The sequence below is a fragment of the Hydrogenophaga sp. genome, assembly GCF_025699295.1.
Taxonomy (GTDB): Bacteria; Pseudomonadota; Gammaproteobacteria; order Burkholderiales; family Burkholderiaceae_C; genus Hydrogenophaga.
In genome coordinates this window covers 276,588-296,394 of sequence record NZ_JAILWB010000004.1, presented here as the reverse complement: position 1 = coordinate 296,394, position 19,807 = coordinate 276,588, and the positions used below count along the sequence as shown (strand labels likewise).

The 19,807-nt window shown below is 67.7% G+C and carries 17 protein-coding genes and 1 tRNA gene; 11 read left to right on the top strand and 7 right to left on the bottom strand.

Translation table 11 applies throughout. From position 1 onward, the window contains the following. The first annotated feature begins 119 nt into the window (after positions 1-119). From K5880_RS05945 to K5880_RS05935, 3 genes are all read left to right on the top strand, one after another. Positions 120-1,598, top strand: a complete 1,479-nt coding sequence (locus tag K5880_RS05945) for an NAD-dependent succinate-semialdehyde dehydrogenase (protein WP_297649782.1) — start codon at positions 120-122, stop codon at positions 1,596-1,598. Between the two features lie 24 nt (positions 1,599-1,622). Then, the gene (locus K5880_RS05940) at positions 1,623-3,227 is read left to right on the top strand and encodes a gamma-glutamyltransferase family protein (protein WP_297649780.1); all 1,605 of its coding nucleotides are present in this window, start codon (positions 1,623-1,625) and stop codon (positions 3,225-3,227) included. Positions 3,228-3,445: 218 nt separating this feature from the next. Further along, on the top strand, positions 3,446-4,177 hold the full coding sequence (locus K5880_RS05935) for an MBL fold metallo-hydrolase (protein WP_297649778.1): 732 nt from the start codon (positions 3,446-3,448) through the stop codon (positions 4,175-4,177). Between the two features lie 269 nt (positions 4,178-4,446). Here the strand turns inward: K5880_RS05935 and K5880_RS05930 are convergent. The 3 genes from K5880_RS05930 to K5880_RS05920 all read right to left on the bottom strand — a co-directional run bounded on the left by K5880_RS05930 (position 4,447) and on the right by K5880_RS05920 (position 8,360). Then, a tRNA-Gly gene (locus K5880_RS05930) sits at positions 4,447-4,520 on the bottom strand. A 40-nt stretch (positions 4,521-4,560) separates the two neighbouring features. Further along, positions 4,561-7,662: an FAD-binding and (Fe-S)-binding domain-containing protein gene (locus tag K5880_RS05925; RefSeq protein ID WP_297649776.1), complete on the bottom strand. Its 3,102-nt coding sequence runs from the start codon at positions 7,660-7,662 to the stop codon at positions 4,561-4,563. Next, the gene (locus tag K5880_RS05920; protein ID WP_297649774.1) at positions 7,659-8,360 is read right to left on the bottom strand and encodes a GntR family transcriptional regulator; all 702 of its coding nucleotides are present in this window, start codon (positions 8,358-8,360) and stop codon (positions 7,659-7,661) included. Before K5880_RS05920 ends, K5880_RS05925 begins: the two co-directional genes overlap by 4 nt. Before the next feature lie 115 nt (positions 8,361-8,475). On the opposite strand from K5880_RS05920, the gene K5880_RS05915 reads away from it, so the two are divergent. The 6 genes from K5880_RS05915 (at position 8,476) to K5880_RS05890 (ending at position 14,686) form a co-directional block, all read left to right on the top strand. Beyond that, complete coding sequence (locus tag K5880_RS05915; RefSeq protein ID WP_297649772.1) at positions 8,476-9,687, top strand: aminotransferase class V-fold PLP-dependent enzyme; 1,212 nt, start codon at positions 8,476-8,478, stop codon at positions 9,685-9,687. A gap of 80 nt (positions 9,688-9,767) precedes the next feature. Next, positions 9,768-10,793: a TRAP transporter substrate-binding protein gene (locus K5880_RS05910; protein WP_297649770.1), complete on the top strand. Its 1,026-nt coding sequence runs from the start codon at positions 9,768-9,770 to the stop codon at positions 10,791-10,793. 74 nt (positions 10,794-10,867) lie between these two features. Then, the gene (locus tag K5880_RS05905) at positions 10,868-11,404 is read left to right on the top strand and encodes a TRAP transporter small permease (protein WP_297649768.1); all 537 of its coding nucleotides are present in this window, start codon (positions 10,868-10,870) and stop codon (positions 11,402-11,404) included. Continuing rightward, positions 11,401-12,684: a TRAP transporter large permease gene (locus K5880_RS05900; protein WP_297649766.1), complete on the top strand. Its 1,284-nt coding sequence runs from the start codon at positions 11,401-11,403 to the stop codon at positions 12,682-12,684. The genes K5880_RS05905 and K5880_RS05900 overlap by 4 nt, the downstream gene beginning before the upstream one ends. Next, positions 12,681-13,469 (top strand): enoyl-CoA hydratase/isomerase family protein, encoded by a 789-nt coding sequence (locus K5880_RS05895; protein ID WP_297649764.1) that lies wholly within the window; start codon positions 12,681-12,683, stop codon positions 13,467-13,469. The genes K5880_RS05900 and K5880_RS05895 overlap by 4 nt, the downstream gene beginning before the upstream one ends. A 2-nt stretch (positions 13,470-13,471) precedes the next feature. Then, the gene (locus K5880_RS05890; RefSeq protein WP_297649762.1) at positions 13,472-14,686 is read left to right on the top strand and encodes a CoA transferase; all 1,215 of its coding nucleotides are present in this window, start codon (positions 13,472-13,474) and stop codon (positions 14,684-14,686) included. Here the strand turns inward: K5880_RS05890 and K5880_RS05885 are convergent, their stop codons facing one another. The 3 genes from K5880_RS05885 to K5880_RS05875 form a co-directional block, all read right to left on the bottom strand. Beyond that, positions 14,687-15,265, bottom strand: coding sequence for a TMEM165/GDT1 family protein (locus K5880_RS05885; RefSeq protein ID WP_297649759.1), 579 nt, complete (start codon positions 15,263-15,265; stop codon positions 14,687-14,689). Between the two features lie 66 nt (positions 15,266-15,331). Continuing rightward, positions 15,332-15,967 (bottom strand): 3-oxoacid CoA-transferase subunit B, encoded by a 636-nt coding sequence (locus tag K5880_RS05880; RefSeq protein ID WP_297649757.1) that lies wholly within the window; start codon positions 15,965-15,967, stop codon positions 15,332-15,334. 51 nt (positions 15,968-16,018) lie between these two features. Beyond that, positions 16,019-16,720: a CoA transferase subunit A gene (locus K5880_RS05875; protein WP_297649755.1), complete on the bottom strand. Its 702-nt coding sequence runs from the start codon at positions 16,718-16,720 to the stop codon at positions 16,019-16,021. 111 nt (positions 16,721-16,831) lie between these two features. Between K5880_RS05875 and K5880_RS05870 the strand changes: the two genes are divergently transcribed. Then, positions 16,832-17,386, top strand: a complete 555-nt coding sequence (locus K5880_RS05870; protein ID WP_297649753.1) for a LuxR C-terminal-related transcriptional regulator — start codon at positions 16,832-16,834, stop codon at positions 17,384-17,386. Between the two features lie 12 nt (positions 17,387-17,398). Here K5880_RS05870 and iaaH read toward each other — a convergent pair whose 3' ends face one another. Next, positions 17,399-18,880, bottom strand: coding sequence for an indoleacetamide hydrolase (iaaH, locus tag K5880_RS05865; RefSeq protein ID WP_297649805.1), 1,482 nt, complete (start codon positions 18,878-18,880; stop codon positions 17,399-17,401). 186 nt (positions 18,881-19,066) lie between these two features. Between iaaH and K5880_RS05860 the strand changes: the two genes are divergently transcribed. Continuing rightward, entirely contained in the window at positions 19,067-19,804 is a 738-nt protein-coding gene (locus K5880_RS05860) for a LuxR C-terminal-related transcriptional regulator (RefSeq protein WP_297649751.1), read from the top strand. The last annotated feature ends 3 nt before the right edge of the window (positions 19,805-19,807 follow it).

Genomic DNA, 19,807 nt, shown 5'->3' with positions numbered 1-19,807 from the left:
ATGGGGCTATGCTGGACGGCCATTCAGCGGCACAATCCCGGCTCGATTATTTAACAAGTTAAATGATTGACCCCCTGCCCCACCGATCACGCACCCCATCGCCCCGACGGAGACACCCCATGGACATGAAGACATCCCCCCTGGCCCAGCTCAAGGACCCGACCCTGCTCAAGACCGACGGCCTGATCAACGGGCAGTGGGTCGCCGGCAGCGGCCGCTTCGACGTGCTCGACCCCGCCACCGGCCACAAGCTGGCCGACGTGGCCAACCTCGGCCCGCAGGACGCCGAGGCCGCCATCGAGGCGGCCAACGCCGCCTGGCCGGCCTGGAAGGGCAAGACCGCCAAGGAGCGCAGCATCATCCTGCGCAAGTGGTTCGACCTGCTGATGGCGAACCAGGACGACCTGGGCCGCATCATGACCGCGGAACAGGGCAAGCCCTACGCGGAAGCCAAGGGTGAAGTGGCCTATGCCGCCAGCTTCGTCGAGTGGTTCGCCGAAGAGGCCAAGCGCGTCAACGGCGAAACCCTGCCGCAGTTCGACAACAACCGCCGCCTGCTGGTGCTGCGCCAGCCCATCGGCGTGTGCGCGGCCATCACGCCCTGGAACTTCCCGCTGGCCATGATCACGCGCAAGGTCGCGCCCGCGCTGGCCGCCGGCTGCCCGGTAATCATCAAGCCCGCGGAGCTCACGCCGCTGACCGCGCTGGCCGCGGCCGAGCTCGCGATCCGCGCCGGCATTCCGGCCGGTGTGTTCAACCTCATCACCGCCGACAGCGACAACAGCATCGCCGTGGGCAAGGTGCTGTGCGCCAGCGACGTGGTGCGCCACCTGAGCTTCACCGGCTCCACCGAAGTCGGCCGCATCCTGATGGCACAGAGCGCGCCCACGGTGAAGAAGCTCAGCCTGGAGCTGGGCGGCAACGCGCCCTTCATCGTGTTCGACGACGCCGACATCGACTCCGCCGTGGAAGGCGCGATCGCCAGCAAGTACCGCAACGCGGGCCAGACCTGCGTCTGCGCCAACCGCATCTACGTGCAGGACGGCGTGTACGACGCCTTCGTGCAGAAGTTCGCCGCCAAGGTCCAGGCGTTCAAGGTCGGCAACGGTTTTGCCGAGGGTGTGGTGCAGGGCCCGCTGATCGAGGACGCGGCCGTGGCCAAGGTGCAGCGCCACGTGGAAGACGCGGTGGCCAAGGGCGGCAAGGTGCTGACCGGCGGCAAGAAGCTGCAGGGCCAGTTCTTCGAGCCCACCGTGGTGGCCGAGGCCACGGCCGACATGCTGTGCGCGAAGGAAGAAACCTTCGGCCCCTTCGCGCCGGTGTTCCGCTTCAAGACCGAGCAGGAAGCCATAGCCGCCGCCAACAACACCGAGTTCGGCCTGGCCAGCTACTTCTACAGCCGCGACGTGGGCCGCATCTTCCGCGTGAGCGAGGCGCTGGAGTACGGCATGGTCGGCATCAACGTGGGCATCATCGCCACCGAGCACGTGCCCTTCGGCGGCGTCAAGCAGTCCGGCCTGGGCCGCGAGGGCTCGCACCACGGCATGGACGACTACGTGGAAATCAAGTACCTGTGCGTGGGCGATATCCTCAAGTGATCTTCACTTGAGCGATACCACCACATGCACTTCGACTGGCACAACCCCTACCCCGTCTCCCGCGCGCCGCTGATGGCGCGCAACGTGGTGGCCACCTCGCAACCGCTGGCCGCGCAGGCCGGCCTGCGCATGCTGCTCAAGGGTGGCAACGCCATCGACGCGGCGATTGCCGCAGCCGCCGCGCTCACGGTCGTCGAGCCCTGCTCCAACGGCCTGGGCAGCGACAACTTCGCCATCGTCTGGGACGGCCGGCAACTGCACGGCATGAACGCCTCGGGCGCGGCGCCGGCCGGCTGGAACCCGGCCTGGTTTCGCGACAAACACGGCCAGATTCCCCTGCGCGGCTTTGACGCCGTCACCGTGCCGGGCGCGGTGGCGGGCTGGGCGGCGCTGTCGCAGCGCTTCGGCGCCCTGCCCTTTGCCGACCTGCTTGAACCCGCGATAGAACTCGCCGAGGGCGGCCACGCGGTGGCGCCGGTGATTGCCGACAAGTGGGCGCGCGCCATGCCGCTGCTGCACGACAAGCCCGGGTTTGCGCAGGCCTTCCTGCCACGCGGGCGCGCACCGCACGCGGGCGAGCGCTTCAGCTTCCCCGATGCCGGGCGTGCGCTGCGCGCGATCGCCGAGACGCGCGGCGAAGCCTTCTACCGCGGAGAGATCGCGACCGCCATCGAAGCCTTCGCGCGCGAGCACGGCGCACAGCTGCGCGCCAGCGACCTCGCCGCGCACCAGGTCGAGTGGACCGACACCATCACCATGGATTTCGCCGGTCACACCGTGCACGAACTGCCACCCAACGGCCAGGGCATTGCCGCGCTGATGGCGCTGGGCATGCTGGAGCAACTCGACATCGGGCGGTACGGCGTGGACAGCATCGAAGGCCAGCACCTGCAGATCGAGGCCATCAAGCTGGCGTTTGCCGACACCTACCGCTGGGTGGCCGACGCGCGTTGCATGACCGAGGTGCGCGCGGCCGACCTGCTGGACCCGGCCTACCTGCGCGAGCGCGCGAAGCTCATCGACCCCAGGCGCGCCATCAACCCCGGCCCGGGCCGACCACCTCAGGGCGGCACGGTGTACCTGACGGCGGCCGACGCGCAGGGCCGCATGGTCAGCCTGATCCAGTCCAACTACCTGGGCTTCGGCAGCGGCGTGGTGGTGCCGGGCTGGGGCATCAGCCTGCACAACCGCGGCCACGGATTCACCCTGCAGGACGGCCATCCCAACCAGGTGGCACCGGGCAAGCGGCCCTTCCACACCATCATCCCGGGCTTCGTCACGCGCGCGGGCCAGCCGGTGATGGGCTTTGGCGTGATGGGCGCCAACATGCAGCCGCAAGGCCATGTGCAGACCCTCGTGCGCATGCTGGTGCACGGCCAGCAACCCCAGGCCGCGTGCGACGCGCCGCGCTGGAAATGGGGCCAGGGCCTGGACGTGGACTTCGAGCCCACCATGGCACCCGCGCTGCGCGACGGCCTCAAGGCCCTGGGCCACCGCTTCGAGCCCACCGCAGACAGCTACCTCGACTTCGGCAGCGGCCAGTTCGTCGCCCGGCTGGGCGACGACATCGCCGACGGCTACGTGGCCGCGAGCGATTCGCGGCGCGATGGGCAGGCGGTGGGGTTCTGAGGCAGGGTGCACACCGCGCGCAAAGGGTGGTGTGGGCGGTGACGGAAACAGCATCCGGTCGCTACCTTGCTCTTTGCACCTGACGAGCAAAGCAATGCGGTCGCAACGACAATGGTCGCCTGCCACCTTCAATCTCCCCCAGCGTCTATCGGAGCGATGCTCCCGCCGGCACCGCCGCGGCCAGCATCGACCTCGCAACCGCCATCTGGAGCCCCTCAATGATCACCAACACCGAGACCCGCACCAACGTGCACGAGATTGCCGACGGCATCTACCGCATCAACACGCCGATTGACGCGCCCGACGGATCGCAGTTCAGCTTCAATCAATATCTGCTGCTCGACGACGAGCCGCTGTTGTTCCACACTGGTGGCCGTTCGCTGTTCCCGCTGGTCAGCGCGGCCATTGCCGCCGTCATGCCAATCGAGCGCCTGCGCTGGATCGGCTTTTCGCACACCGAAGCCGACGAGTGCGGTTCACTGAACCAGTTGCTGGCCGTCGCACCGCAGGCCGTGCCCCTCTCGGGCCACATCGCCGCGATGGTCTCGACCACCGACATGGCCGATCGCGCACCGCGCGTGCTGGCCGATGGTGAATTGCTGCACACCGGCCGCCGCACCCTGCAGTGGTTCGACACACCGCATGTGCCGCACGGCTGGGATGCCGGGCTGCTGATGGAAACGACCACCAAAACCCTGCTGTGCGGCGATCTCTTCACCCAGCCGGGGTATGGCGAGCAGGCCTTGACCGAAGCGGACATCCTGGGCCCGAGCGAAGCCTTCCGCACCCCGATGGATTACTACGCCCATGCACCGCAGACCAAAGCCACGCTGCTTCGACTGGCGCAGCAATCGCCACAAACGCTCGCCTGCATGCACGGCAGCGCCTGGCGCGGCGACGGTGCCGCGCTGCTGCAGGCGCTGGCCGCTTCGGTCACCCAGGCGCACTGACGATTCCTGTACCCGGACGGGCCGAACATCGCTGACGGCAGGCTACCCAAGGCACTGGCAGGATGCCGTTGCCAGTGCCGCGCAGCAGAACGAAGGCGATTGCGCCCGGCGTGCCGAGTGCTGTGGATGCATGCGCCGCGCGATCCGGAAGTGGCTTCCAGCCAGACCAACAGCGGTCAATCCAGAGCGTCAAAGCGCGCAACAATCCTTGTGCGGCAAGGACTTGCAGGCCCTCCTGGACCTCTGCGGAGGTCTGCAGCATGATGCGGTGGAGCGGGTGAAGGGAATCGAACCCTCGTATGAAGCTTGGGAAGCTGCCGTTCTGCCATTGAACTACACCCGCGAACGGTAGCGATTCTAGCTCCGCGACAGCCCTCGCCGGTTCAGTCGGGCAGCAGCCCCGCCAGCAGCCGGCTCACGTGAACCGCTTCGCGCTGTGCGCCGTCGTGGATCTGGTGGCGGCAGCTGGTGCCGTCGGCGACCACGATGGCGTCGGGCGTGGCGCGCACGGCGGGCAACAGGCTGAGTTCGGCCATCTGCATCGAGACGTCGTGGTGCGAGGCGTCGAAGCCGAAGCTGCCGGCCATGCCGCAGCAGCTGCTCTCGATCAGCTGGGGTTTCGCGCCGGGGATCCAGCGCAGCACCTCCAGGATGGGCGAGACGGCGTCGAAGGCTTTCTGGTGGCAGTGGCCGTGCAGCAGCACCGGCCGGGTCACCGGCTGGAGCTTTGCCTTCAGCGCATCCAGCCGACCGGCCCGGGCCTCGCGCGCCAGGAATTCCTCGAACAGCAGCGCGTGATCGGCGATCTGCTGCGGCGCCTCACCCAGGCCCATCACCAGCATCTCGTCGCGCAAGGTCAGCAGGCACGAGGGTTCCAGCCCCACGATGGCGATGCCCTGCCGCGCGAACGGCAGCAGGCTCTGCACCACCTCGCGCGCCTTATCGCGCGCCTGTTCCACCATGCCGCTGGCCAGGTAGGTGCGCCCGCAGCACAGGTGCTGGCCGTCGTCTTTGGCCTTGGTCGCCACGTGCACCGTGTAGCCCGCGGCCTGCAGCACCTTCACCGCGGCATGCGCGTTCTCCGACTCGAAGTAGCCGTTGAAGGTGTCGACGAACAGCACCACGCCGCGTTCGGCGGCCAGCACCTGCTCGCGCGTCGCGGTCTTCATGGCGCGGTTGAAGAAGTGGCGCATGCGCCATGCCGGCAGGCTGCGCCGGGCCGAGATACCCAGCCACTTCTCCGTCAATGAGGCCAGCAGTGGCACGCGGTTGCGCAGGTTGAGCACGGGCGCCAGGCGCGCCGTCCAGCGGGCGTAGCCGGGCAGGTGCGCCACCAGCCGGTCCTTGAGCGTGTGGCCGTGCTGCGCCTTGTAGTGCTGCAGGAATTCGATCTTCATGCGCGCCATGTCCACGCCGGTGGGGCAGTCGCGCTTGCAGCCCTTGCAGCCCACGCAGAGGTCCATGGCGTCGTGCACCACCTCGCTGGTGAGCGCGTCCGCACCCGAGAGGCCGGAAATCTGCCCGCTGAGCGCCAGGCGCAGGGTGTTGGCGCGGCCACGCGTGAGGTGCTGTTCGTCGCGCGTGACGCGGTAGCTCGGGCACATGGTGCCGGCGTCGAACTTGCGGCAGTGGCCATTGTTGTTGCACATCTCCACCGCCTTGGCCAGGCCGCGCGCCGGGTCTTCACCGGTGCCGGGCGCGGTGGTCACTTCGGTCACGGGGTCGGCCTTCACGTCCCATGCGCTCCAGTCGAGCACGGGCGTGATGGGCACCACCTTGTAGCCGGGCGGAAAGCGCATCAGGCGCGTGTCGTCCATCTTCGGCGGGTTGACGATGCGGTCGGGTGAGAACAGCCCGGTGGGGTCGAGGTGCTGCTTGATCCGGGCAAAGGCTTCGTTGATGCGCGGACCGAACTGCCATTCGATCCATTCGCCGCGGCACAGGCCGTCGCCGTGTTCGCCGCTGTAGGCGCCCTTGTACTTGCGCACGAGTTCACTGGCTTCTTCGGCGATCGCGCGCATCTTGCTTGCACCCTCGCGCCGCATGTCCAGGATGGGCCGCACGTGCAGCGTGCCCACAGATGCGTGGGCGTACCAGGTGCCGCGGCTGCCGTGTTTGCGGAACACCTGGGTGAGCGCGTCGGTGTACTCGGCCAGGTGCACCAGCGGCACGGCGCAGTCCTCGATGAAGCTCACCGGCTTGCCGTCGCCGCGCAGGCTCATCATGATGTTCAGGCCGGCCTTGCGCACCTCCCACAGGGCCTTCTGCGGTGCGTCGTCCACCATCTCGACCACGCTGCCGGGCAGGCCCAGGACGCCCATGAGTTCCACGAGTTCACGGATCTTGGGCGCGATGTCGGCCTTGCTCGGGCCGCTGAACTCCACCAGCAGCACGGCCTCGGGCTTGCCGCCGTTGATGTGGGGCGAGAGCGCGGTGCGGATGGTGGGCGCAAACGCCGGGTTCTGCAGTGAGAGCTCGATCATGGTGCGGTCCACCAGCTCCACCGCCGTGAGCTGGCCCGACACCATGCCTTCACCCAGCCTGACGATGTGCTGCGCGCTGTCCATCGCCTGGAAGAAGGTGGGAAAGTTCACCACGCCCAGCACCTTGGCGCGCGGCAGTTCGCTCAGGCGCAGCGTGAGCGAGCGCGTGAGCGCCAGCGTGCCTTCGCTGCCGATCAGCAGGTGCGACAAATTCACCGAGCCGTCGTGCGTGTACGGCTTTTCGTTCTGGTTGCGGAAGATGTCGAGGTTGTAGCCGGCCACGCGCCGCAGCACCTTGGGCCAGCGCGCGTCGATCTCGTCGGCGTTCTCCATCGCCAGTTCGCGCACGAAGTCGCCGATGGCCTTCGCTTGCGGGCTGGCCGTGGCGTGGTCGCCGAAGTCGACCAGGCTGCCGTCGGCCAGCCAGGCCTGCGCGCCCAGCACGTTGTGCACCATGTTGCCGTAGGCCACCGAACGGCTGCCGCAGGAGTTGTTGCCGGCCATGCCGCCCAGCGTGGCCTGCGCGCTGGTGGACACGTCCACCGGGTACCACAGGCCGTGGGCTTTCAGCTGTGCGTTGAGGTGGTCCAGCACCAGGCCGGGCTCCACGGTGGCGGTGCGCTCCTGCACGTTCAAGTCGAGCACGCGGCGCATGTGTTTGCTGTGGTCGATCACCAGGCCGGCGCCCACGGTCTGGCCGCACTGGCTGGTGCCACCGCCGCGCGGCACGATGGGCACGGCCATGTCGCGGCAGACGTCGAGCGCCAGGCGCACGTCGGTGGTGTCGCGCGGCACGAACACGCCCACCGGCATCTGCTGGTAGATCGACGCGTCCGTGGCGTAGCGGCCGCGGTCGGCGGGCGAGAACAGCACCTCGCCCCGGGTCTGCGCCGCCAGGCGCCGCGCGAGCTCACCGGCCACTTCGTTGCTGGCTCGGGCCACGTCGTCATACACCGCGTCGGGCGTGCCGCCGGCCACCTTCAGGGGCAGGGGCGCGTTCATTCGCCATGCCCCCGGTGCTGCAGGGCCTGGGCTTCCTGCTCGCGCAACTGATCCAGCACCACATCGCGCTTGTTGTTGAGGTGGCTGGTGAGCACGCGGCTGAGCGCGGCCGGGTCGCGCGCTTCCAGCGCCTGAACCATGGCTTCGTGTTCCTGCACCGCGCGGCTCCATTTGTCACCGTCCTGGTTGGAACGGAAGCGCAGCGCCTGCAGCCGGGCGTTGACCTGGTTGTAGGTGCTGGTGAGCACCGGGTTCTTGGCCGCGGCGTTCATGCAGCGGTGAATGGTCGCGTTGAGCTGGTAGTAGGTGGAGAGGTCACGCCGCGTGTACGCGGCCAGCATCTCGTAGTGCAGGGCCTTGATCTCGGCCAGTTCGGCGTCGGTGATGCGCTGCGCCGCGAGCTCGCCCGACAGGGCTTCCAGCCCCGCCATCACCTCGAAGGTGTTGTGCACGTCGGCCACGCTGAGCTGCACGGCCACCGAACCGCGGTTGGGCAGCAGCTCGACCAGGCCCTCGGCGGCGAGCATCTTGATCGCCTCGCGCAGGGGCGTGCGCGAGATGCGCAGCTCCTCGCACAGGGTGCGCTCGTTGAGCTTGGCACCGGGCGCGATGCGGCCTTCCACCAGCATCTGGCGCAGCCGGCTGGCGACCTGTTCGTGCAGCACGGGGCGCGGGATGGAGAGGATCTCTGCGGTCATGTCGGCAATTTTGTATTCAAAAAATTCAAAAGAAAAGGGGATTTTAGGGGTGATTACCCTTGACACTTGTATTTTGAATACAAAAAATGAACCGCATTCAGAAAGGTTTCCGCGCATGTTGATCACCGACTCCCACCCGACCGGGCGCCACTTCCTGCAGATCCCGGGCCCCTCCCCGGTGCCCGACCGCATCCTGCGGGCGATGAGCCTGCCGACCATCGACCACCGCGGCCCCGAGTTCGGCCGCCTGGGACTGAAGGTGCTGGCCGACATGCAGCAGATATTCAAGACGCAGCACCCGGTCATGATCTACCCGGCCTCGGGCACCGGCGCCTGGGAAGCGGCGCTGGTGAACACGCTCAACACTGGCGACCACGTGCTCATGTACGAAACCGGCCACTTCGCCTTTCTCTGGCACCGCCTGGCCACCCAGCTCGGCCTCAAGGCGGAGGTGCTGAGCCTGCCGGGCGCGGAGGGCTGGCGCCACGGCGTGCAGGCCGACCTGATCGAGCAGCGCCTCAAGGCCGATGCGGGGCACGGCATCAAGGCGGTCTGCGTGGTGCACAACGAAACCTCCACCGGAGTCACCAGCGACATCGCCGCGGTGCGCCGCGCGATCGACGCGGCAAAGCACCCGGCCCTGCTGCTGGTGGACACCATCTCCGGCCTGGCCGGCGCCGAATACCAGCACGACGCCTGGGGCATCGACGTGTCCATCAGCGGCTCGCAGAAGGGCCTGATGCTGCCGCCGGGCATCAGCTTCAACGCGCTCTCGCCCAAGGCCATCGAGGCCAGCAAGGCCTGCCGGACGCCGCGCAGCTACTGGGGCTGGGGCGAGATGCTGGAGATGAACCGCAACGGCTACTGGCCCTCCACCCCCAACACCAACCTGCTCTACGGCCTGAGCGAAGCCTGCGACATGCTGCAGGCCGAGGGACTGGAGCGCGTGTTCGCGCGCCACCAGCGCTGGGCCGCTGGCGTGCGCGCCGCCGTGAACGCCTGGGGCCTGCCGATCCAGTGTGCCGACCCGGCCGTGTACTCGCCCATCCTCACCGGCGTGATGACGCCCGAGGGCGTGGACGCCGACGCGGTGCGCAAGATCATCTACGAACGCTTCGACTGCTCGCTGGGCACCGGCCTGGGCAAGGTCAAGGGCCGCATGTTCCGCATCGGCCACCTGGGCGACAGCAACGACCTCACGCTGGTGGCCACCGTCGCCGGCTGCGAGATGGGCCTGCAGCTCGCGGGCGTGAAGCTCGCCGGCTCGGGCGTGGCGGCCATCACGGACCACTTCAGCCGCCACCCGGGCGGCCTGCTCATGGCCTGAGCGCCTTCGTGTTCTTCTGCCTCGTGTCGTCCGTGGGCGAGGCAATCTTTTCAGCGGACATCAACGACAAGGAGACAGACATGCCGACACAGACCTTCAAGTTCCCGGCCTTCAACGGCCCCCTGCGCAAGGTGGCCGCCGCCGTGCTGCTGGGCGCCACGTCCTTGCTGGGCGCCACCGCGGCGCATGCGCAGATGGAGATCAAGCTCGGTCACGTCGGCGGCCCCGGCTCGCTGTTCGAGCGTTCGGCCAACGAGTTCGCGCGCGTGGCCAACGAGCGCCTGGGCACCAAGGCCAAGGTAGTGGTGTTCGGCTCCAGCCAGCTCGGTGGCGACGCCGAGATGATGCAGAAGCTGCGCCTGGGCACGCTGGAACTCGCCCTGCCCTCCACCGTGATGTCGTCCACCGTGCCGGCCTTCGGCATGTTCGAGATGCCCTACCTGGTGAAGAACCGCGAGCACATGAAGGCCATCGAGCAGGCCGTGGTCTGGCCTTCGCTGGCACCCATGGCCGACGAGAAGGGCTACAAGATCCTGGGCGTGTGGGAAAACGGCTTCCGCAACGTCACCAACAACGTGCGCCCCATCGTCAAGCCCGAAGATCTCAAGGGCATGAAGCTGCGCGTGCCACAGGGCGTGTGGCGGGTGAAGATGTTCCAGGCCTACGGCGCCAACCCGTCGCCGATGGCGCTGTCGGAGGTGTTCGTGGCGTTGCAGACCGGCGTGATGGATGGGCAGGAGAACCCGCTCACGCAGATCTACTCGTCCAAGTTCCAGGAGGTGCAGAAGTACCTCTCGATGACCGGGCATGTGTATACGCCGGCCTACCTCACGGCGGGCTCGCGCAAGTTCGGCACGCTGCCCGCGGACGTGCGCGCCATCCTGGAGAAAGCTGCCAAGGACGTGCAACCCTACGTCTACAAGACCGCTGCCGAGCTGGACAAGGAACTGGTCGACAAGATCAAGGCCGCTGGCGTGCAGGTGAACGACCCCGACAAGAACGCCTTCATCGCGGCCAGCAAGGCGGTGTATGGCGAATTCGGCAAGGAAGTCCCCGAGGGCTCCAAGCTGGTCGACACGGCGGTCGAGCTCGGCGCGAAGTTCTGATCGTCTGAGCCACGGTCCGGCTCCGCCACGAGGCGGGCCGGGTCCACATTCCTTCGTTGCACCCGGGGCCCATCTTGCTGCACTCTCTCAGACTCGCGTTCGAACGCGCGCTCACCGCCTTCGTCGTCCTCCTGCTCGGTTCGCTGGCGGTCATCGTCCTCATGGGCGTGGTCTACCGCAAGCTCGGCATTCCCATGGTCTGGTACGACGAGGTAGCCTCGATCGCGCTGGCCTGGCTGACCTACTACGGTGCCGGTCTGGCCGCGCTCAAGCGCGCGCACATCGGTTTCCCGGGCCTGGTCAACGCCATGCGGCCGGCGCTGCGCGTGCCGCTGGTGCTGCTGGGCGAGGGCATCGTGATCCTCTTCTTCGCGCTGCTGGGCTGGTACGGTTTCCAGGTGCTGGTGATCCTCGAGGGCGACGCCATGGTGAGCCTGCCCTGGGTGCCCACGCGGCTCACGCAATCGGTGATCCCGGTCGGCTCGCTGATCTTCATCGTCGCGCAACTGCTCACGCTGCCCGAGCTGCTGCGCCAGGCACGTGGCGACGGCGTGATCGACGCCGAGAGGCAGGAAATGCAACGCGAGATTGAAAAGGCAATGCAATCATGATGGCCCTGCTGATGTTCCTGGGCCTGGTGGCCCTGATCCTGATCAATGTGCCGATCGCCATCGCTCTGGGCTCGGTGGCCATGGTGGCCATGGTGTGGTTCGGTGGCCTCGACTCGCTGCTGAGTGCGGCCATCACCATGTTCAGTGGCGCCACAAGCTTCCCGCTGCTGGCGATTCCGCTGTTCGTGCTGGCCGGCGCGATCATGAACTCGTCCAGCCTTTCGCGCCGCCTGATCGCCTTCGCTTCGGCGCTGTTCGGCTTCATCAAGGGCGGGCTGGCGATGGTCAACATCGGTACCTCGCTGTTCTTCGCAGAGATCTCGGGCTCGGCCGTGGCCGACGTGGCGGCCATGGGCTCCATCCTGGTGCCTGCAATGAAGAAGAAGGGCTACCCCAAGGAGTTCGCCGCCGCGGTCACCTCCTCCTCGGCCACGCTGGCCATCATCATCCCGCCCTCGATCCCGATGATCCTTTACGCGGTGATGGCCGAGACCTCGGTGGTACAGCTGTTCGTGGCCGGCATCGTGCCCGGCATCCTCGGCGGCGGCGGCATGATGGCGCTGGCCTACTGGTACGCCAAGCGCTACAACTACCCGGTGGAAGAGGTGTTCAGCTGGCAGCGCGTGCGCGCCACCTTCAAGGACGCGGCCTGGGCCTTTCTGCTGCCACTGATCATCCTGGGCGGCATCTTCGGCGGCGTGGTCACGGCCACCGAAGGCGCGGCACTGGCGGTGGTGGCCGCGCTGTTCATCGGCGCCGTGATCTACCGCGAGCTCAATCTGCGGCACCTGATGGACTCGATGGTCGAAGGCAGCGTGCAGACCGCGGTGGTGATGCTGCTGGTGGCCGCGTCCGCCCTGCTCGGCCACCTGCTGACCGAGCAGCAGATGCCGCAGCAACTGGCGAGCTGGATCGCCTCGCTCACCGACAACAAGTGGGCGGTGCTGGCCATCCTCAACGTGTTCTTCCTGCTGGCGGGGCTGTTCCTGCACTCGGCCGCGGCCATCATCCTGGTCGTGCCCATCGTGATGCCACTGGTCAATGCCGTGGGCATCGACCCGGTGCATTTCGGCCTGATCGTCACGCTCAACCTGGGCATCGGCCAGCAGACGCCGCCGGTGGCCAGCGTGCTGGCCACGGCCTGCTCCATCGCCAAGGCCGACATGTGGAAGGTGACCCGGGTGAACCTGCCCTTCATCGGCGTGCTCGTGGCGCTGCTGATGCTGGTGACCTACGTGCCCGCGGTGCCGATGTTCCTGGTGGAGGTGTTCTACCGATGAGCACCGACGACGACGGCGGTCGGGTCGCGCTGTACATCGATGGCGGCATTGCCACGGTGGTGTTCGACCGCCCTGCCGCGCGCAACGCCATGACCTGGGCCATGTACCAGCAACTGGCCGAGGCCTGCGAACGGCTCGCCAGCGACGCCACGGTGCGCGCGGTGCTGTTGCGCGGTGCGGGCGGCCAGGCTTTCGTGGCCGGAACCGACATTGCACAGTTTGCGGACTTCCGCGACGGCGAGGACGGCATCGCCTACGAGCGCCAGATCGATGCCGGCATCACGCAGCTGGCGAGTCTGCCCATGCCCACCATCGCCCTTGTCGAGGGTTGGGCCGTGGGCGGCGGCCTGGCGATCGCCACCGCCTGCGACTTCCGCCTGGCCACGCCGGGCTCGAAATTCGGTGTGCCGATCGCACGCACGCTGGGCAATGGCCTGTCGATCGCCAACATCGCGCGGCTGCGCGCGGCCTGGGGCCATGAACGCGTCAGGCGCATGCTGCTGCTGGCCGATATGGTGGGCGCCGACGAGGCGCTGGACTGTGGCTACCTGCACGCGCTGGTGGTGCCCGACGCACTCGGCGATGAAGGCCTGGCGCTGGCGCAACGGCTGGCCGCGCTCGCGCCTGTCACGCAGCGCGTGAGCAAGGCCGCGCTGCAGCGCCTGGCGGTGCACGAACTGCCCGAAGGCGAGGACCTCATCCGCGCCGTGTACGGCAGCGACGACTTCCGCGAAGGCGTGCGCGCCTTCGTCGAGAAACGCGCCCCGGTCTGGAAAGGCCGGTGAGCATGGACCGGCCCGCGCGCACTGGCCCGCTTGCGGGCATCCGCGTGCTCGAGATCACCCAGATCATGTCGGGCCCGACCTGCGGCCTGCTGCTGGCCGACATGGGCGCGGACGTGATCAAGATCGAGAAGCTGCCCGGCGGTGACGATGCGCGGGGCTACCGCGACCCGCAGGTCGGTGGCGTCTCCGCCCCGTTCATGATGATGAACCGCAACAAGCGCGGGCTGGCACTGAACCTCAAGAACCCCGCGGGCCGCGAGCTGCTCAAGCGCATGGTGCGCGACGCCGACGTGCTGGTGGAGAACTTCCGTGGCGGCACCATGGACAAGCTCGGCCTCGGACCCGGGGTGCTGCAGGCGATCAACCCCGCCCTCATCTACTGCGCCATCACCGGCTACGGCCACACCGGGCCTTACGCGGACAAGGGTGGCTTCGATCTCATCGCACAAGGTTTTGCCGGCCTGATGTCCATCACCGGCGAGCCGGGCCGGCCACCGGCCAAGAGCGGCAGTGCGGTGTCGGACATGAACGCCGGCATCCTCGCGGCGGTGGGCATCCTGGCGGCCTACATCCACCGGCTCAAGACCGGCCAGGGCCAGGTGGTGGACACCTCGCTGGCCGACGCCGCGCTGCAGCAGACCTACTGGCATGCGGCGGTGTGGTTCGCCACGCAACAGTCGCCCCGACCCACGGGCTCGGCGCACATCCTCACCGCGCCCTACCAGGCGTTCGAGGCCAGCGACGGCTGGATCAACATCGGCGGCGCCAACCAGGCCAACTGGGAGCGCATCTGCGAGGTGCTGGGCCACCCCGAATGGCGCGGCGACGCGCGCTTCGCTACCAACAGCGACCGCATGGCCCACCTCGACGAGCTGGTGGCCCTCATGAATGCGGTGGTGCGCCAGCGCACGCGCGCCGAGTGGCAGGCCGGTTTCGATGCCGCCGGGGTGCCGGCCGGACCGGTGCACACCATCGGCGAGGCGCTGAGCCACCCGCAGACGCGGGCGCGCGGCATGGTGGTGGAGCTGCAGCACCCGCAGGCCGGTACCACGCACGCCATCGGCTGCCCGATCCACTTCTCGGCCACGCCCACGCAGACCGATGCGCCCGCGCCGCTGCTGGGCCAGCACACCCGGGAGGTGCTGCAAGGGTTCGGGCTGACGGACGCGGAGATCGACGCCCTGGTCGACGAAGGTGTGGTGGGTACACCCGCCTGATCAGACGCCCAGCGATGCGCCCACGCCCAGCAGGGCCAGCACACCCAGCGCGGCGAAGATCAGCGCGGCCACGATGTGCACGACCTTGATCGGCACCCGGCGCGTGATCGCATCACCGAAGAACACCACCGGCGCGTTGGCCAGCATCATGCCGAAGGTGGTGCCGAGCACCACCGCCACCAGCGGCTCGTACTGCGCACCCAGCGCCACGGTGGCGATCTGCGTCTTGTCACCCATCTCGGCGAGGAAGAAGGCCCAGGTGGTGGCGATGAACACGCCCATCTGGCGCCGGGGCATCGCATCGCCTTCGTCGAGCTTGTCCGGGATCAGCATCCATACGGCCATGGCGATGAACGACACGCCGAGCACCCAGCGCATCACGTCCGGACCGACCGCCGCCATGATCCAGGCGCCTGCGGCGCCGGCCAGCGCGTGGTTGAGCAAAGTGGCCACCAGGATGCCCCAGACGATGGGCCAGGGACGCTTGAAACGGGCGGCGAGCACGAGCGACAGCAGTTGCGTCTTGTCGCCCATTTCGGCAAGGGCAACGATGCCGGTGGACAGGAGGAAGGCTTCCAAGGGGGTCTCGGCGGAAAAAGAAAACGCCCGCGGAAGCGGGCGTTGCGCGGACGGGATTCTAGCGGGTCAGATCAGCGTGACGCCGGTCTTGGACTGGATGAACTCGCGCGTCACGCCCGGGGCCATCTCCACCAGCTTGAGACCCTGCGGCGTCACGTCCATCACGCCCAGGTCGGTGATGATGCGGTCGACCACGCCCACGCCGGTCAGCGGCAGGGTGCAGGCCGGCAGGATCTTCAGGTCCTCGGTGCCGTCCTTCTTCTTCGCCACGTGCTCCATGAGGATGATCACGCGCTTGACGCCGGCGACGAGGTCCATCGCGCCGCCCATGCCCTTGACCATCTTGCCCGGGATCATCCAGTTGGCCAGGTCGCCCTTCTCGCTCACCTGCATGGCGCCGAGGATGGACAGGTTGATCTTGCCGCCACGGATCATGGCGAAGCTGTCGTGGCTGCCGAAGATGCTGGAGCCCGGCAGCGTGGTCACGGTCTGCTTGCCGGCGTTGATCAGGTCGGCGTCCACTTCGTCCTCGGTCGGGAACGGGCCGATGCCGAGCATGCCGTTCTCGCTCTGCAGCCACACCTCCTTGTTGCCCGTGTGGTTGGCCACCAGCGTCGGGATGCCGATGCCGAGGTTGACGTAGAAGCCGTCTTCGAGTTCCTGGGCCGCGCGCGCGGCCATCTGGTCTTGGTTCCAGGGCATGTCAGTCTCTCCGTTCAGTTGGGGACAGAGCAGAAGGTCTGTCCCGCAAGGTTATTTGGATTCGGTGATGGTGCGCTTCTCGATGCGCTTCTCGGGGTTCGGGTTGTGCACGATGCGGTGCACATAGATGCCGGGCAGGTGCACCTCGTCGGGCACCATCTCGCCGGTCTCCACGATCTCCTCGACCTCGACCACGCAGATCTTGCCGGCCATGGCCGCGGCCGGGTTGAAGTTGCGCGCGGTCAGGCGGAACTGCAGATTGCCTGACTTGTCGGCGCGGTGCGCCTTGACCAGCGACACATCCGGCACGAGGCCACGCTCCATCACATAGGTCTCGCCGTCGAACTCGCGCAGCTCCTTGCCTTCGGCCACCAGGGTGCCCACGCCGGTCTTGGTAAAAAAGGCCGGGATGCCCGCGCCACCGGCGCGCAGCTTCTCGGCCAGCGTGCCCTGCGGCGTGAATTCCAGCTGCAGTTCACCAGCCAGATACTGGCGCTCGAACTCCTTGTTCTCGCCCACATAGCTGGAGATCATCTTGCTGATCTGGCGCGTCTCCAGCAGCTTGCCCAGGCCGAAACCGTCGACACCGGCGTTGTTGGAGATGACGGTGAGGTTCTTCGCACCGCTGTCGCGCAGCGCATCGATCAGGGCCTCGGGAATGCCGCAGAGGCCGAAGCCCCCCACGGCGAGCAGCTGGCCGTCCGCCACGATGCCTTTGAGCGCGGCGGCCGCGTCCGGATAAATCTTGTTCACGTCGGTGTCTCCTGGGTTGAACCGTGCAAGCCGCTACGATACTACGTAAAGACATACGTAGTATTTCGTAAAGCCTAACCCGAGGAACGTGCCGACGAGGACACGACCCGCATGGACATCGACTACCGACTCGCCTTCGATCTCGCCCCGGTGGGTCTGGCCCTTTCGCGCGAACGCACCATGGTCGACTGCAACCAGGTGCTGTGCGACATGTTCGGCGCGACGCGCGACCAGCTGGTGGGCCAGAGCTTCCAGATCCTCTACCCGAGCGCGGACGAATACGAGCGCATCGGCGCGCGCATGGCGCCGCTGCTGGGCCGGGGCGGCACCTATGCCGACGACCGCATCATGAAGCGCGTGGGCGGGCCGTCACAAGGCGAGACCTTCTGGTGCCACGTGACCGGCCGCGCGCTCAACCGCGAAGCCCCCCACGCGGCCGGCATCTGGAGCTTCGAGGACCTGAGTTCCCGCCGCACCGTGAAGGCCGAGCTCACGCCGCGCGAGCGCGAGGTCGCGGCTTTTCTCATGGACGGCCTCACCAGCAAGCAGATCGGCAAGGCGCTGGCCATCAGCCACCGCACCGTGGAGATCTACCGCGCGCGGCTGATGCGCAAGTACCAGGCCCACAGCACGCCAGACCTGATGCACCGCCTGCTGGCTGGCTGAGTTGACGCCCCCTCAGCGTCCGGCAGGCACACGCCCGAGCAGGCCTTCGATCGCCATGCCCAGGGCAAGCAGCCGCCGGTCGCTACCGGCCGGACCATCCAGCTCCATGCCCACAGGCAACCGGCTCGAAGCCCCCAGGCCGATGGGCACCTGCACGCCGGGCAGGCCCGCGTTGCTGCCCGGATCGGTGTTCTGGATGAACAGGCCGAAGGTTTGAAGACTGCTGCTCTGCGGACCGGCGGCCGGAGCCACCTGCGGCACCGTGGGAAACACCAGCGCGTCGAGCCGGTGCTGCGCAAACGTGTCGGCGTACAGCCTGACCAGCGCGGGACGGTGGGTGGCCAGGGCGGCGCGGTAGGCAGGCTCTGCGTCCACCAGATTGGCGGGCGGCGGCGCGGGCAGCTTGCGGGGTACCACCAACGCCTCGTAGGTGCCTTTCACGTCCGGGCTCGCGATGCCCGAGACGAGTTGAGCCAGGCTCACGCCGGTGCCTCGCTCGCGCAGGTAGCGCACCATGTCATCGTGCGCCTCGTACAAGGCCACCGGAAAGCCCACCAGGCCGTTGAGCTGCATGAGTCTGGGCATGGTCACGGGCACAACGGTCACGCCGGCCGCTCGCAGTCGATCGAGCGCCGCGTCGAACGCGCTCCGGGTATCGGCATCCAGATTGACCATGAAATCGGGCGCAAGGCCCAGGCGCACGCCACGCAGGTCTGCAGCGGCCACCGCGTCACCCCCCGCGATCACTCGATCCAGCAAGGCCACATCGGTCATGGACACCGCCATCGGTCCGGCGGTGTCCCGCGTGTGCGAGATCGGTGCAATGCCGGTCTGCGCGTAACGCCCCATGGTCGGCCGCAGCGATGCGCAGCCATTGAGCGCACAGGGCAAGCGCACCGATCCACCCGTGTCGGTGCCCAAGCCAGCGGGCGCCATGCGCGCACCGATGGCCACCGCCGTGCCGGAGGAAGAGCCGCCCGCCATCCTTGACGGGTCATAGGCGTTGCGCACCCCGGGCTGCGGCCCCGTGTTGTAGTTGGGATTGAAGCCAGAGATGCCAAAGGCGAGCTCGTGCATGTTGGTCTTTCCCAGCACCACGGCGCCGGCGGCGCGCAGCTTCTGCAGCACGGGCGCATCCACCTTGGGCACGAAGCCCTTGAGCGCGGGGGTGCCGGCGGTGGTCGGCAGGCCAGCAGCTTCGATGTTGTCCTTCACCACGATGGGCACACCTTGCAAGGGCAGGCAGGGGGCACCGCTGGCGTGGCGGGCATCGGCCTGGCGGGCCGCGGCGAGGGCGCCAGCCTCGTCCAGCGTGACGAATGCGTTGAGCGCGGCGCGGGCTTGGGCGCGTGCCAGATAGGCGCGCGTGAGAGCCTCGCTGCTCACGCGCCCGCTGCACACCGCTGCGGCCGCCTCGCTTGCGGTCAGGGTGGTGAGGTCGGGCGCGGAACCACCCGTGCTGGCACAGCCGGTCAACACAAAGGCACCCGCCATGGATGAAAGAAACAGATGACGCATGGCAACAACTCCTGCAAGAACATGGCAGGGACTGTGCACGTGCACGACAGCTTCGTCTGTCATGAAGATTGATGACATGACCCGGGCACGCGACTTGCGTCAGCCGCTACACGCTCCTTTTTCCGGATTGACCTCCCCGCAGCTGCCCGCTAGCCTGCCGACATGCACCTGACCACGAACGAACAAGGCCAGCTCGCCGCGTGTTTCGCACTGCTCGCACAGGACTTGAACGAGCACGACATCCGTGCGCGCCTGGGCGGGAAGTTGCTGCGCCTGTTCCGCGCGGACCATTTCGCCTCCTTCGTGTGGGATGAGGCCACCGGCCGCTTCGACCACGGCCTGGCAATCAACATGGACCCGGCCAACCTGCACCGATATGACGCTTGGTACCAGTACCGTGACCCGATCACTTTTCGCCTGCAACAACGCCGGTGCGCCACGTTGGTGAGCGAGGTGATGCCGCGCGACGAGCTGCTGCGCTGCGAGTTCTTCAACGACTTCCTCTCCGTTGACGGTTTGCACTGGGGCATCAACCTCCATGCCTTCGAGGGCGCGCAGGCACTGGGCGATCTGCGTATCTGGCGTGGACGTTCGGGAAGCGAGTTTTCCGACCACGAGCGATCACTGCTGCAGTTTATCGAGCCCGCGTTCGCGGCCGCGCTGCGCCGCGCGCGCGATGTCCGCCGACCCGACAGCGCGGTGAGCGACGCCGCCATTGCGCAGCTGAGCCCGCGCGAAACCGCCGTGGCCCGCTGTGTGGGGCAAGGCCTGACCGACAAGGAGATCGCGCGCGAACTGGGCCTGGGCCTGCCCAGCGTGCGCACCTACCTGCAACGCGTTTTCGACAAGCTCGGCGTGCACCGCCGCACTGCACTGGCGCGGCTGGCCGATCGCCTGTGAGAC